This is a genomic window from Streptomyces sp. SYP-A7185, from assembly GCF_046103685.1.
GTDB lineage: Bacteria > Actinomycetota > Actinomycetes > Streptomycetales > Streptomycetaceae > Streptomyces.
The window spans coordinates 5632207-5644790 of record NZ_CP122310.1 but is presented as its reverse complement, the minus strand read 5'-3'; the positions used below and the strand labels follow the sequence as shown (position 1 = coordinate 5644790).

Sequence of the window (12584 nt, the reverse complement as noted above, 5' to 3'; positions counted from 1 at the left end):
GTGTCACCCAGGGCCTAGCCCTCGGCAATCACCACCGCGGAGGCCACCCCCGCGTCATGGCTGAGCGAGACGTGCCAGGAGCGCACCCCCAGCTCGGCGGCCCGCGCGGCCACCGTCCCCTTCACCCGCAGCCGCGGCTGCCCGCTCCCCTCGACGTACACCTCGGCGTCCGTCCAGCGCAGCCCGGCGGGCGCGCCCAGCGCCTTGGCCAGCGCCTCCTTGGCCGCGAACCGGGCCGCCAGCGAGGCGATCCCGCGCCGCTCCCCGCTCGGCAGGAGCAGCTCCCGCTCGACGAAGAGCCGCCCGGCCATCCCGCCCGTACGCTCCAGCGCCGCCTCGAACCGATCGATCTCGGCCACGTCGATTCCGACCCCAATAATCACGGGCAGCAGCCTACGAGGCCGGGCACTGTAACCGTTCAAGCCCCGCAGGGGGTGATGCACCCCACCCCCCGGCCCGTTCAAACAGCCGTAACAATGGACTGTGATCTCTTCGGTCTCCGAACCCCCGACGACCGCGCGGAGCGCCCACCGGCACAGGCCGGAGGCGACTCCCTACGTCGACCTCACCCGCGACGAGTGGAGCGCCCTGCGCGACAAGACGCCGCTCCCGCTGACCGCCGAGGAGCTGGAGCGGCTCCGCGGCCTGGGTGACGTCATCGACCTGGACGAGGTGCGGGACATCTATCTGCCGCTCTCCCGGCTCCTGAACCTCTACGTGGGCGCGACGGACGGGCTGCGCGGCGCCCTGAACACCTTCCTCGGCGAGAAGGGCTCCCAGTCGGGCACGCCGTTCGTCATAGGGGTCGCGGGCTCGGTGGCCGTCGGGAAGTCGACCGTCGCCCGCCTCCTCCAGGCCCTGCTCTCCCGCTGGCCCGAGCACCCGCGCGTCGAGCGCGTGACGACCGACGGCTTCCTGCTGCCCACCAAGGAGCTGGAGGCCCGCGGCCTGATGTCCCGCAAGGGCTTCCCCGAGTCGTACGACAGAAGGGCCCTGACCCGCTTCGTCGCGGACATCAAGGCGGGCAAGGACGAGGTGACGGCGCCCGTCTACTCCCACCTGATCTACGACATCGTGCCGGACCAGCGCCTCACGGTCCGCCGCCCCGACATCCTCATCGTCGAGGGCCTGAACGTCCTCCAGCCGGCCCTCCCCGGCAAGGACGGCCGCACCCGCGTGGGCCTGGCCGACTACTTCGACTTCAGCGTCTACGTGGACGCGCGCGCCGAGGACATCGAGAGCTGGTACCTGAACCGGTTCAAGAAGCTCCGGGACACGGCGTTCCAGGACCCCTCCTCGTACTTCCGCAAGTACACGCAGGTCTCGGAGGAAGAGGCCCTGGACTACGCCCGCACGACCTGGCGCACCATCAACAAGCCCAACCTCCTGGAGAACGTGGCGCCGACCAGGGGCCGCGCGGCCCTGGTCATCCGCAAGGGCGCCGACCACAAGGTGCGGCGTCTGAGCCTGCGCAAGCTTTAGTCACCGGCGGCCTCCTGGATACCCTGCGTCGCATGCTGCATCTGCGCCTGATCACCCCGGCGGACACGACGGCCGAGGTGGTACGCCTCATCGAGGGCACCGTCGGCGCCACCCATCTGACCGTCGTCCCTGGCGCGGCCCGCAGCCCCGTGGGCGACGTCGTGACGTGTGACGTCGCCCGGGAGGCGGGCGACACGCTCATCGGCGGCCTGCGTGACCTCGGCATCGACGAGACGGGCTCGATCGCCCTGGAGAACATCGACCTGTCGCTGTCCTCGCGCGCGGACGACGCGGAGGACGAGGCGCCGGGCGAGGGCGCGGACGCGGTCCTGTGGGAGCAGCTCTCCGACGCGACGCACGAGGAATCGACGCTCTCGGTCACGTACTTGGCCTTCATCACCCTCGCCACGATGATCGCGGCCTGCGGCGTGGTCCTCGACAACGCGATCCTGATCGTGGGCGCGATGGCGGTCGGACCGGAGTTCGGCCCCCTGGCGGGCTTCTGCACCGCGCTGGTCCAGCGCGCCCCACGGCTCGCGCTGCGCTCGCTCGTGGCGATCCTGGCGGGCTTCGCCGTCGCCATGGCGGTGACCGTCGGCTTCAGTTTCTTCATGGACGCGGTCGGCCTCTTCAGCGAGAGGCAGCTGGACCAGGAACGTCCCAACACCGGCTTCGTGTACGCGCCCGACTGGTTCTCGTTCGTCGTGGCGGTCCTGGCCGGAGCCGCGGGCATGCTCTCGCTGACCTCGGCCAAGTCGGGCGCCCTGGTGGGCGTCGCGATCTCGGTGACGACCGTCCCGGCCGCGGCCAACGCGGCGGTGGCGCTCAGCTACGGGGACGCGCGGCAGACCTGGGGCTCCAGCGAGCAGCTCCTGCTCAACCTGCTCGGCATCGTCGTCGCCGGCACGCTCACGCTGCTCGCCCAGAAGGTCCTCTGGGCCAGGCAGCGCGAACGTACCGCGAAGACACGGCGGGCCTAGCCCAGCGCGGACTTCACCACGTCGGCGAGGCGGCCGGCCACGGACCGGGCCTGGTCGATGTCGGCGGCCTCGACCATGACCCGCACCAGCGGCTCCGTGCCGGACGAGCGCAGCAGCACCCGGCCCGTCTCGCCCAGTTCCCGCTCGGCCTCGGTGACGGCGGCGGACAGCTCGGCGGAGGTGTCGACGCGCGTCTTGTCGACGTCCGGCACGTTGATCAGGACCTGCGGAAGACGCTCCATGACCCCGGCGAGCTCGGCCAGCGAACGCCCGGTCTCGGCGACGCGCGCGGCGAGCAGCAGCCCCGTCAGGGTGCCGTCCCCCGTGGTCGCGTGGTCGAGGATGATCACGTGCCCGGACTGCTCGCCGCCGAGGGCGAAGCCGTGCTGCTTCATCGACTCCAGGACGTACCGGTCGCCGACGGCGGTCTGCACGAAGGCCAGGCCCTCGCGCTCCATGGCGAGCTTGAAGCCGAGGTTCGACATGACCGTCGCGACCACGGTGTCCGCGCGCAGCGTGCCGTGCTCGCGCATGGCGAGCGCCAGGACGGCGAGGATCTGGTCGCCGTCGACCTCGGCGCCGGTGTGGTCCACGGCGAGGCAGCGGTCGGCGTCCCCGTCGTGCGCGACGCCGAAGTCGGCGCCGTGCTCGACGACGGCGGCCTTGAGCAGCTCCAGGTGCGTGGAACCGCAGCCGTCGTTGATGTTCAGGCCGTCCGGCTTGGCGCCGATCGTGATGATCTCGGCGCCGGCGCGCGCGAAGGCCTCGGGCGAGACGCGGGAGGCCGCGCCGTGCGCCTCGTCGAGGACGATCTTCAGTCCGTCGAGCCGGTTGGGAAGCACGCCCAGGAGGTGCGCGACGTACTGGTCGAGGCCCTGGTCGTACGTGGTGACCCGGCCGACGCCCGCGCCCGTGGGGCGCTGCCAGGGAGCGCCGGTGCGGTGCTCCTCGTACACGGACTCGATGCGGTCCTCCAGCTCGTCGGCCAGCTTGTGGCCGCCGCGCGCGAAGAACTTGATGCCGTTGTCCGGCATGGCGTTGTGGCTCGCGGAGAGCATCACGCCGAGGTCGGCGCCCAGCGCACCGGTGAGATGCGCCACCGCGGGGGTGGGCAGCACACCGACGAGCTGGACGTCCACGCCCGCGCTCGCGAGACCGGCGACCACCGCGGCCTCCAGGAACTCCCCTGACGCGCGGGGGTCTCGTCCGACCACCGCGACCGGCCGATGGCCCTCGAACGTGCCCGCTTCGCCGAGCACATGAGCCGCCGCCACGGAGAGCCCGAGCGCGAGCTCGGCCGTCAGATCCGCGTTGGCGACACCGCGCACGCCGTCCGTGCCGAAGAGTCGTCCCACTGCTGTCCTCCTCCGGACTTCTACCCCGGGGTGACCGGGGTCCCGACCCGGGATCACCAGGATCTCCAGGTTTCCGATAAACGAACGCCCCGGCAGCACACAACGTGCCGCCGGGGCGAACGAAAAGTACAAGCAGGCAGATTAGCGCTTGCTGTACTGCGGAGCCTTGCGGGCCTTCTTGAGACCGGCCTTCTTGCGCTCGACCGCACGGTCGTCACGCTTGAGGTAACCGGCCTTCTTGAGGGCGGCGCGGTTGTTGTCGACGTCGGCCTCGTTCAGCGCACGGGCGACACCGAGACGGAGCGCACCGGCCTGACCGGAGACGCCGCCACCCGAGATGCGGGCGATGACGTCGTAGCGGTTGTCGAGCTCGAGCACCTTGAAGGGCTCGTTGACTTCCTGCTGGTGGACCTTGTTCGGGAAGTAGTCCTCGAGCGTGCGCCCGTTGACCTTCCACTTGCCGGTGCCCGGGACGATCCGGACGCGGGCGATGGCGTTCTTGCGACGGCCCAGGCCGGCGGCCGGCTGCGGGTCGCCGAAGCGCGCGGCGTTCGACTCAGAGGTGTACTCGCCCTCGACGGGCGCCTCGGACTCGGTGGTGTACTGCTCGACGTCAACAACCTCGGTCTCTTCGACCGGCTGCTCAACGGTGGTCTCGGCCACGATTCTCCTCAGAATTCTTTACGTCTTTGGGGGTGGCCGGAACTACTGCGCGACCTGGGTGATCTCGAACGGGACCGGCTGCTGAGCGCCGTGCGGGTGCTGGTCGCCCGCGTAGACCTTCAGCTTCGAGAGCATCTGACGGCCCAGGGTGTTCTTGGGGATCATGCCCTTGATGGCCTTCTCGACGGCCTTCTCGGGGTTCTTCGCAAGAAGCTCGTCGTAGCGGACGGACCGCAGACCACCCGGGTAGCCGGAGTGGCGGTACGCCATCTTCTGGGTCTTCTTGTTGCCGGACAGGTGAACCTTGTCGGCGTTGATGATGATGACGAAGTCGCCCATGTCCATGTGGGGGGCGTAAATCGCCTTGTGCTTACCCCGCAGGAGGTTGGCGGCAGTGGTCGCCAGACGGCCCAGGACGATGTCCTGAGCGTCGATGACGTGCCACTGGCGGGTCACGTCGCCGGGCTTGGGGCTGTACGTACGCACTTCGTAGCCTTCGCTTCTTCAGTGGATGGGGTCCAGACACACGGCACCCAGGAAGCGATCATGCAGCTGGGGCTCACAATCGCCGGGGACGCTGCCCGTATGCGAGCCACTGGTAACTGCTCCAGGGAACCTACGTATGGGCCCTTCGCGTGAGAACGACGACACCAATACGCATAACAATCCTTGAGACTACCCGCGCCGCCCCGTACGGGTCAAAACGCGGCTCTCGGAGACCGGCACCGGAGGCTCCCCCGCCACGGGCGGGTCTGTGTCTCCCAGAGTAGCCCCGCCCGCCCGGACGCAGCTCCGGGCGACGGTGAGCGCCAGGACACAGAGCGTCACGCAGTCCCGGAAGGCCCGCCTGGTGCCCGGCTCCAGCCAGGGCCAGGCGAAGCCCGGGACCTGCGGCACGAGCGCCAGCCAGTACCACGGCCCCCGGGCCACCGCCCCCGGCACCAGCGCCCCGGAGAGCAGCAGCGGCACGACGACGAGCAGGTAGTGGTCGTACGACGGCCTGGACACCAGGAAGGCCGCCAGCATCAGCATCACGGCCGTCTCGACCACCCGCGCCCCCTGCGGCTCCTGTGGCTTCAGAGACTCCTCGGACTTTCGTGGCTCCTGCGGCTCCTGAGATCCCTGCGCCCCCTGCGGCTCCCGTGACCCGCCGCCCCTCCCCCAGCGCCGCCACGCGCACCACACCCCCGCTCCCGCCGCCGCGAAGGCCAGCAGCGAAGCCACCCCCTGCGGCACCCCGAGCCGCGGAAGCACGGCCCCGGGCGACGCCTCGTAGAGCCGTACGAAGGCGTCGTCGCCCCGCAGCAGGAACGGCAGCGTCCGCGTGAAGAACCCCGCCGGGTCCGGCATCAGCAGCGCGGCCCCCACCGACACCACCGCCGGCACGAGCACCGCGGCCCCCAGCGCCCGCAGGCGCCGCGCGAAGACGAAGAGCAGCACCACCGGGGCGAGCAGCGGCTTCACGGCCACCGCGGCCCCGATCATCAGCCCCGCGGCCACCCACCTCCCCCGGCACACCAGCAGCAGGGCCAGCGGCAGCGCGGCGGCCGACGCCACCGTCCAGTTGCCGAGCTCGACCAGGTGCCCGAACGGCGCGAACCCCAGGGCGAGCGCGAGCAGCCCGAGGACCGCGAACCGGCTGCGCCACGCCACCCCGTGGATCCGCAGCGCACACCCCCACCCGAAGACCAGCGAGGCCACCACCCCCGCCGGCACGAGGAACCGCACGAGGGACTGCGGGAGCAGCGCCTGCGGCACCGCGGCCAGCACGGCACCCGGCAGATAGAGGAAGTGCCGGTCGGCATAGGGCGAACGCCCCTCCAGCCAGGCCTCGGCGGCGCGCACCACGATGGCGTTGTCCATCCCGCCGTCCGGACCCCGCAGCCCCACCCGGACGACCACGGCGAGCAGCACGGCCCCGAGCGCTCCCCAGGCGTGCCAGGTCACCGGCCGCAGCAACCACCCACTAACAGCTACTTTGCCCGTATTCATAGGCATCAGGCTAGGTCGGACCCCGCCCCCGGCCCCCGCTCAACATCCCCAACTCCCCGTCTAAGATGCGGCGCATGAGCTTTGGGCAAGGGGGACCTCAGTGGGGTCCGGGGGATTCACAGACCCCTGACTGGGCGGCGCTCGCCGAGGCGTCCGAATCGCGCGCCCGGCGCCGGAAATGGCTGATGATCGGCGGCGGGGCGCTCGCCACCGTCGTGGTCGCGGCCGCCGTCGCCGTCGCGGTCGTCTCCGCGAACAGCGACAACACCTCCGCGTCGAACAAACCGGCCAGCGAGCTTCCCTCGACCGCGGACATCCCCGGCGCGAGCGAGAATCCCGGCCCGTCCTTCGAGGAGACGACGCCGCCGCCCCCGCCGGACCCCAAGGAGTTCATCTCCAGCGCCAAGAAGGACAAGGCGCCGCTCAGCGCCGACACGCTCTTCCCCGGCAAGACGCTGACCTCCGGCGACCGCGTCTACAAGAAGGGCGACACCAGCGGCACGAAGAAGTGCGCGAGCGTCACCCAGGCCAAGCTCGGGGCGATCCTCACGAAGAACGACTGCACGCAGCTCTTCCGCGCCAGCTACGTGAAGGACGACATCGCCGTGACGGTCGGCGTCGCCGTCTTCGACACGGCGGCCCAGGCCGCCAAGGCCAACGAACAGGCCACCGAAGGCCTGGTCCTCTCGCTCCCCGGCAAGGGCGTCCCCAGCTTCTGCCGTACGGCGGTCTGCCGCGGCACCTACAACGCCTACGGCCGCTACGCCTACTTCACGACGTCCGGCTTCACCAGCGACAAGGACGTCACGCCGAAGGAGCGCAAGGTCTACACCGTCGGCGACGACCTCGCCCGCTTCGCCTTCGGCCAGATCAACCGGCGGGGCGAGGCCCAGGCCTCCGCAGCGGCCAACGCCCCGCAGTGACCGGGGGCCCGGCGGCCGGTGCTCAGCAGCACCCGGCGCCGGGCAGCGTCCGCTTGTTGCGCGCTTCCTTGCTGCGCGCGGCGAGCAACTCGTCGGCGGGGTAGCCGACTTCCTCCAGGGTCAGCCCGTGCGGCCGTACGACGTGCACGGCCGAGTCGCGCACTCCGGCGGCGAGCACCTTGGCCGGCCACTCCACGGGCCGGTGGCCGTCCCCCACGAACAGCATGGCGCCGACCAGCGACCGCACCATGTTGTGGCAGAAGGCGTCGGCCCGCACGGTGGCTTCGAGGATCCCGTCCGGCCGCCGCTCCCAGCGCAGTTCCTGGAGCGTACGGATGGTCGTGGCGCCCTCGCGCTTCTTGCAGTAGGCCGCGAAGTCGTGCTCGCCGAGCAGCTTCTCGGCGGCCTCGTTCATGGCGTCGAGGTCCAACTCCCAGTCGTGCCACAGCACATGACTGCGCAACAGCGGGTCGACGCCGCCCGGGTGATCGGTCACGCGATAGGCGTAGCGCCGCCACACGGCCGCGAACCGCGCGTTGAACCCGGCGGGAGCCTCGGCCACCTTCCACACCCGTACGTCGTGCGGGAGCCGCCCCGCGAGCCTGCGCAGCAGCTTGTCGGCGTGCTCGGCCCACACGCTCTCCGGCAGATCGACATGGGCGACCTGCCCCCGCGCGTGCACCCCGCTGTCGGTCCGCCCGGCGACGGTCAGCTCGTACGTCTCCCGCGACCGCGTCACGGTCCGCAGCGCGGTCTCGATCTCGCCCTGGACGGTCCGCTGGCCCTGCTTCTGCTTGGCCCAGCCGGAGAAGTCCTTGCCGTCGTACGAAAGGTCCAGACGCACCCGCACGAACCCGGGCTCCACTTCATCACTCACACCGACATCCTCTCAGCAGGACGGACATGCGAAAGCGGGCCCGCCCCGAAGGGCGGACCCGCTCACAGCAAGGCAGAGCCTCAGGCGTCCTTGGACTCGTCCTTCGACTCGTCCTTGGTCTCCTCGGCGGCCTCAACCGGCTTCGCGTCCTCGACGGGCGCGTCGTCCTTCTTGAGTGCGTCTTCCTTGACGGCACGCTTGGTGGCCGCCTCGGCCTCACCGGTGGCAGCCTGCGCCACGGTCAGGGCCTCGACCAGCTCGATGACGGCCATGGGCGCGTTGTCGCCACGACGGTTACCGATCTTGGTGATGCGGGTGTAACCACCGGGGCGGTTCTCGTAGCGCGGGCCGATCTCCGTGAAGAGCGTGTGCACGATGCTCTTGTCGGTGATGACGGACAGCACCTGGCGGCGGTTGTGAAGGTCGCCCTTCTTCGCCTTGGTGACCAGACGCTCCGCGTAGGGACGCAGACGACGGGCCTTCGCCTCGGTGGTGGTGATGCGGCCGTACTCGAAGAGCTGCTTGGCGAGGTTCGCCAGCAGAAGCTTCTCGTGCGCGGCGCTGCCGCCCATACGGGCACCCTTGGTGGGCTTCGGCATGGTGTTTCTCCTTGTTGTCTGCCCCGGCCGTATCAGGTACCGGGGTCAGTGGCACCCGCGCCCCGTAAGGGGCGCGGGGAACTGCGCGAGCAACCGAAACGCAGGCGCAGCCAAAATCAAACCGTCGTGCCGAGCGGTCAGTACTGCTCGGTCTCGACGAAACCGGCGTCCGCGTCGTCGTCGGCGCCGAAGGCATCAGCGGCAGCGGTCGGGTCGAAGCCGGGAGGCGAGTCCTTGAGCGCGAGGCCCATGCCGTTCAGCTTCATCTTGACCTCGTCGATCGACTTCGCGCCGAAGTTGCGGATGTCGAGCAGGTCCGCCTCGGAGCGGGCCACGAGCTCACCCACGGAGTGGATGCCCTCGCGCTTGAGGCAGTTGTACGACCGAACGGTGAGCTCCAGCTCCTCGATCGGCAGCGCCAGGTCGGCGGCCAGGGCCGCGTCCGTCGGCGAGGGGCCCATGTCGATGCCCTCGGCGTCGATGTTGAGCTCGCGGGCCAGACCGAACAGCTCGACCAGGGTCTTGCCGGCCGAGGCCATGGCGTCACGCGGACGCATGGCCTGCTTGGTCTCGACGTCGACGATCAGCTTGTCGAAGTCGGTGCGCTGCTCGACACGCGTCGCCTCGACCTTGTACGTGACCTTCAGGACCGGCGAGTAGATCGAGTCGACCGGGATGCGCCCGATCTCCTGACCGACCTGCTTGTTCTGCACGGCGGAGACGTAGCCGCGGCCGCGCTCGACGGTCAGCTCCATCTCCAGCTTGCCCTTGCCGTTCAGCGTGGCCAGGACCAGGTCGGGGTTGTGGACCTCGACACCGGCCGGGGGCGCGATGTCGGCGGCGGTGACCAGACCCGGGCCCTGCTTGCGCAGGTACATCACGACGGGCTCGTCGTGCTCCGAGGAGACGACGAGCTGCTTGATGTTCAGGATGAGGTCGGTGACGTCTTCCTTGACGCCCGGCACGGTGGTGAACTCGTGCAGGACACCGTCGATGCGGATGGACGTGACGGCCGCACCCGGGATCGAGGAGAGCAGGGTCCGACGCAGCGAGTTGCCGAGGGTGTAGCCGAAGCCCGGCTCCAGCGGCTCGATCACGAACCGGGAGCGGAATTCGTCGACGACCTCTTCGGTCAACGAGGGACGCTGAGCGATCAGCATGAAGTGATTCCTTCAGTCATGGACACCCACTATTTGATGTCCTTGAGTGCTACAAGGGTACGGGCGGTACGGCTCCAAGGAGCCGCACCGCCCGAAAATCCCTCGGTCAAACGACGTGCGTCAGACGCGACGACGCTTGGGGGGACGGCAGCCGTTGTGCGGCGTCGGCGTGACGTCCTGGATCGAACCGACCTCGAGGCCGGTGGCCTGGAGGGAGCGGATCGCGGTCTCGCGGCCGGAGCCCGGACCCTTGACGAAGACGTCAACCTTGCGCATGCCGTGCTCCTGGGCGCGACGCGCGGCCGACTCGGCGGCCATCTGCGCGGCGAACGGAGTCGACTTGCGCGAGCCCTTGAAGCCGACGTGGCCGGCGGAGGCCCAGCTGATCACGTTGCCCGTGGGGTCCGTGATCGAGACGATGGTGTTGTTGAACGTGCTCTTGATGTGGGCGTGCCCGTGAGCGACGTTCTTCTTTTCCTTGCGGCGCACCTTCTTGGCAGCGCCCTGACGACCCTTGGGGGGCATCTATTACTCCTACGGGAGGTGGTCGGTCCTGCAGCGACAGCTGTCGATAGACCGCTGAGCGAGGACTACTTCTTGCCCGGCTTCTTCTTACCGGCGATGGCGCGACGCGGGCCCTTGCGGGTACGAGCGTTCGTGCTGGTGCGCTGACCGCGGACGGGCAGGCCACGACGGTGACGAAGACCCTGGTAGCAACCGATCTCGACCTTGCGGCGGATGTCGGCCTGGATCTCGCGGCGGAGGTCACCCTCCGTCTGGATGTTGGCGTCCACGTACTCGCGGATCTTGATCAGGTCCTCTTCGGACAGATCACGAACGCGGGTGTTGCGGTCCACACCGGTGGCGTCCAGCGTCTGCTGGGACAGCGTGCGGCCAATGCCGAACACGTACGTGAGGGCAACCTCAACACGCTTATCGCGCGGGAGGTCAACACCTTCAAGGCGTGCCATTCAAGGCTCCTGTTGATTTTCGGAGGTCTTCAGCAGGACCGTTCCCAGGTGCCGTACGAGGTACATCCTGGGTCCCCGGCCTCCGACCGGGGGTGTCGCCCTCCATCACTGAAGAGGGACGGGTCCTGCACATGTGCTTTACGTGCGTCGCGCGAAAATCTGCGAACTGCAGTGGTGCGTCAGCCCTGGCGCTGCTTGTGGCGCGGGTTGTCGCAGATAACCATGACCCGGCCGTGACGGCGGATCACCCTGCACTTGTCGCAGATCTTCTTGACGCTCGGCTTGACCTTCATTGGTGAGGTTCTCCGGGTCAGTGCCACCACCCCACGCGAATGGGGTGCGGGCAAGATCTACTTGTACCGGTAGACGATCCGGCCACGCGTCAGGTCGTACGGAGACAACTCCACCACGACCCGGTCGTCAGGGAGGATGCGGATGTAGTGCATGCGCATCTTGCCGCTGATGTGCGCCAGGACCTGGTGGCCGTTCTGGAGCTCTACCTTGAACATGGCGTTCGGAAGAGACTCAACGACAGTGCCCTCGATCTCGATGGCACCTTGCTTCTTGGCCACGCTTTGCCCTTCGAATCGACTACCTTGATCGACTTCGTACGCCGCATGCAGGCACACGGATGCACGAGAGCCGACGAGTCAGTCTACGTCAGGCACCCCGGAAACACGAATCGAGGAAGTCTGCCCCACGCACAAGATCGTTAAGCAACGACACGAGCCCCTCAGCCAAGGGGATCGGGCGCCACGGTCACGCCGTACTCGGCCAGCTTGGCCTTGCCGCAGTCCGGGGACGTGAGGACCAGCGGGCCGTCCTCCGTCAGCGCGATGGTGTGCTCCCAGTGCGAGGACCAGGTGCCGTCCGTGGTGATGACCGTCCAGTCATCCTCCAGGACCTCCGTGCGGGGGGTGCCGAGGGAGACCATGGGCTCGATGGCCAGGCAGAGGCCGGGGACCAGCTTGGGGCCCTTGCCGCGGCGGCGCTCGACGTAGTTCAGGACGTGCGGGTCCATGTGCATCTCGGTGCCGATGCCGTGGCCGCCGTAGTCCTCGACGATGCCGTACTTGCCGCCGCCGGGCTTCGGCTGGCGGCGGATGTACGTCTCGACCGCCCGGGAGATGTCCACGAGGCGGTTGCCCTGCTTCATGGCGGCCAGACCGGCCCACATGGACTCCTCGGTCACCCGGGAGAGCTCAAGGAGCTCCGGGGAGTGACCGGTGCCCACGAAGGCCGTGTAGGCGGCGTCGCCGTGCCAGCCGTCGATGATCGCGCCGGCGTCGATGGAGATGATGTCGCCGTCCTTCAGGACGGTCTTCTCGTCCGGGATGCCGTGGACGACGACCTCGTTGACCGAGGTGCAGATCGTCGCGGGGAAGCCGCCGTACCCGAGGAAGTTCGACTTCGCGCCGTGCTCGGCGATCACCTTGCGGGCGACGTCGTCCAGGTCCTTCGTGGTGGCACCCGGCACCGCCACCTCGCGTGTCGCGGCGTGGATGGCGGCGACGACAAGGCCCGCCTCACGCATCTTCGCGATCTGCTCGGGGGTCTTGATCTGCACCATGGGGCTTCCGCT

The 12584-nt window shown here is 69.2% G+C and carries 16 protein-coding genes; 3 read left to right on the top strand and 13 right to left on the bottom strand.

What is annotated here, in order from left to right; translation table 11 throughout:
- Positions 1-14: 14 nt before the first annotated feature.
- The gene (locus tag QBL25_RS24880) at positions 15-383 is read right to left on the bottom strand and encodes a holo-ACP synthase (RefSeq protein WP_409059186.1); all 369 of its coding nucleotides are present in this window, start codon (positions 381-383) and stop codon (positions 15-17) included.
- Between the two features lie 100 nt (positions 384-483).
- Here QBL25_RS24880 and coaA point away from each other — a divergent pair, with 100 nt between their 5' ends.
- Both coaA and QBL25_RS24870 read left to right on the top strand, forming a co-directional pair.
- Complete coding sequence (coaA, locus tag QBL25_RS24875; protein ID WP_409059185.1) at positions 484-1482, top strand: type I pantothenate kinase; 999 nt, start codon at positions 484-486, stop codon at positions 1480-1482.
- A 32-nt stretch (positions 1483-1514) separates the two neighbouring features.
- Entirely contained in the window at positions 1515-2462 is a 948-nt protein-coding gene (locus tag QBL25_RS24870) for a DUF389 domain-containing protein (RefSeq protein WP_409059184.1), read from the top strand.
- Here the strand turns inward: QBL25_RS24870 and glmM are convergent.
- From glmM to QBL25_RS24850, 4 genes are all read right to left on the bottom strand, one after another.
- Positions 2459-3817, bottom strand: coding sequence for a phosphoglucosamine mutase (glmM, locus tag QBL25_RS24865; protein WP_409059183.1), 1359 nt, complete (start codon positions 3815-3817; stop codon positions 2459-2461). The genes QBL25_RS24870 and glmM overlap by 4 nt on opposite strands.
- 141 nt (positions 3818-3958) lie before the next feature.
- Positions 3959-4480 (bottom strand): 30S ribosomal protein S9, encoded by a 522-nt coding sequence (gene rpsI, locus QBL25_RS24860; RefSeq protein ID WP_249588321.1) that lies wholly within the window; start codon positions 4478-4480, stop codon positions 3959-3961.
- 42 nt (positions 4481-4522) lie between these two features.
- On the bottom strand, positions 4523-4966 hold the full coding sequence (gene rplM / locus QBL25_RS24855; protein WP_190084432.1) for a 50S ribosomal protein L13: 444 nt from the start codon (positions 4964-4966) through the stop codon (positions 4523-4525).
- Positions 4967-5155: 189 nt separating this feature from the next.
- A complete protein-coding gene (locus QBL25_RS24850) occupies positions 5156-6472 on the bottom strand; it encodes a glycosyltransferase family 87 protein (protein WP_409059182.1) in 1317 nt (438 codons plus the stop codon).
- A 74-nt stretch (positions 6473-6546) separates the two neighbouring features.
- Here QBL25_RS24850 and QBL25_RS24845 point away from each other — a divergent pair, with 74 nt between their 5' ends.
- Positions 6547-7395, top strand: coding sequence for a hypothetical protein (locus QBL25_RS24845; RefSeq protein ID WP_409059181.1), 849 nt, complete (start codon positions 6547-6549; stop codon positions 7393-7395).
- Positions 7396-7417: 22 nt separating this feature from the next.
- Here QBL25_RS24845 and truA read toward each other — a convergent pair whose 3' ends face one another.
- The 8 genes from truA to map form a co-directional block, all read right to left on the bottom strand.
- Positions 7418-8272 carry a tRNA pseudouridine(38-40) synthase TruA gene (truA, locus tag QBL25_RS24840; protein ID WP_409059180.1) on the bottom strand — a complete coding sequence of 285 codons (855 nt, stop codon included), beginning with the start codon at positions 8270-8272 and terminating at the stop codon, positions 7418-7420.
- An 80-nt stretch (positions 8273-8352) separates the two neighbouring features.
- Entirely contained in the window at positions 8353-8871 is a 519-nt protein-coding gene (rplQ, locus tag QBL25_RS24835) for a 50S ribosomal protein L17 (protein WP_409059179.1), read from the bottom strand.
- A 137-nt stretch (positions 8872-9008) separates the two neighbouring features.
- On the bottom strand, positions 9009-10031 hold the full coding sequence (locus QBL25_RS24830) for a DNA-directed RNA polymerase subunit alpha (RefSeq protein ID WP_016645160.1): 1023 nt from the start codon (positions 10029-10031) through the stop codon (positions 9009-9011).
- A gap of 120 nt (positions 10032-10151) precedes the next feature.
- On the bottom strand, positions 10152-10556 hold the full coding sequence (gene rpsK / locus QBL25_RS24825; RefSeq protein ID WP_003948617.1) for a 30S ribosomal protein S11: 405 nt from the start codon (positions 10554-10556) through the stop codon (positions 10152-10154).
- A gap of 65 nt (positions 10557-10621) precedes the next feature.
- Positions 10622-11002: a 30S ribosomal protein S13 gene (gene rpsM, locus QBL25_RS24820; protein ID WP_116511038.1), complete on the bottom strand. Its 381-nt coding sequence runs from the start codon at positions 11000-11002 to the stop codon at positions 10622-10624.
- 179 nt (positions 11003-11181) lie between these two features.
- Entirely contained in the window at positions 11182-11295 is a 114-nt protein-coding gene (rpmJ, locus tag QBL25_RS24815) for a 50S ribosomal protein L36 (protein ID WP_003974245.1), read from the bottom strand.
- Positions 11296-11352: 57 nt separating this feature from the next.
- Positions 11353-11574 (bottom strand): translation initiation factor IF-1, encoded by a 222-nt coding sequence (gene infA, locus QBL25_RS24810; protein ID WP_003948620.1) that lies wholly within the window; start codon positions 11572-11574, stop codon positions 11353-11355.
- 161 nt (positions 11575-11735) lie between these two features.
- Positions 11736-12572: a type I methionyl aminopeptidase gene (gene map, locus QBL25_RS24805; RefSeq protein WP_409062763.1), complete on the bottom strand. Its 837-nt coding sequence runs from the start codon at positions 12570-12572 to the stop codon at positions 11736-11738.
- Positions 12573-12584: the final 12 nt, after the last annotated feature.

Coding starts and splice junctions, on each gene's coding strand:
- rpsK (WP_003948617.1), bottom strand. CDS start 10,556: ATGCCCCCCAAGGGTCGTCAGGGCGCTGCCAAGAAGGTGCGCCGCAAG.
- rplQ (WP_409059179.1), bottom strand. CDS start 8,871: ATGCCGAAGCCCACCAAGGGTGCCCGTATGGGCGGCAGCGCCGCGCAC.
- QBL25_RS24830 (WP_016645160.1), bottom strand. CDS start 10,031: ATGCTGATCGCTCAGCGTCCCTCGTTGACCGAAGAGGTCGTCGACGAA.
- QBL25_RS24850 (WP_409059182.1), bottom strand. CDS start 6,472: ATGAATACGGGCAAAGTAGCTGTTAGTGGGTGGTTGCTGCGGCCGGTG.
- rpmJ (WP_003974245.1), bottom strand. CDS start 11,295: ATGAAGGTCAAGCCGAGCGTCAAGAAGATCTGCGACAAGTGCAGGGTG.
- QBL25_RS24845 (WP_409059181.1), top strand. CDS start 6,547: ATGAGCTTTGGGCAAGGGGGACCTCAGTGGGGTCCGGGGGATTCACAG.
- map (WP_409062763.1), bottom strand. CDS start 12,572: ATGGTGCAGATCAAGACCCCCGAGCAGATCGCGAAGATGCGTGAGGCG.
- QBL25_RS24870 (WP_409059184.1), top strand. CDS start 1,515: ATGCTGCATCTGCGCCTGATCACCCCGGCGGACACGACGGCCGAGGTG.
- rpsM (WP_116511038.1), bottom strand. CDS start 11,002: ATGGCACGCCTTGAAGGTGTTGACCTCCCGCGCGATAAGCGTGTTGAG.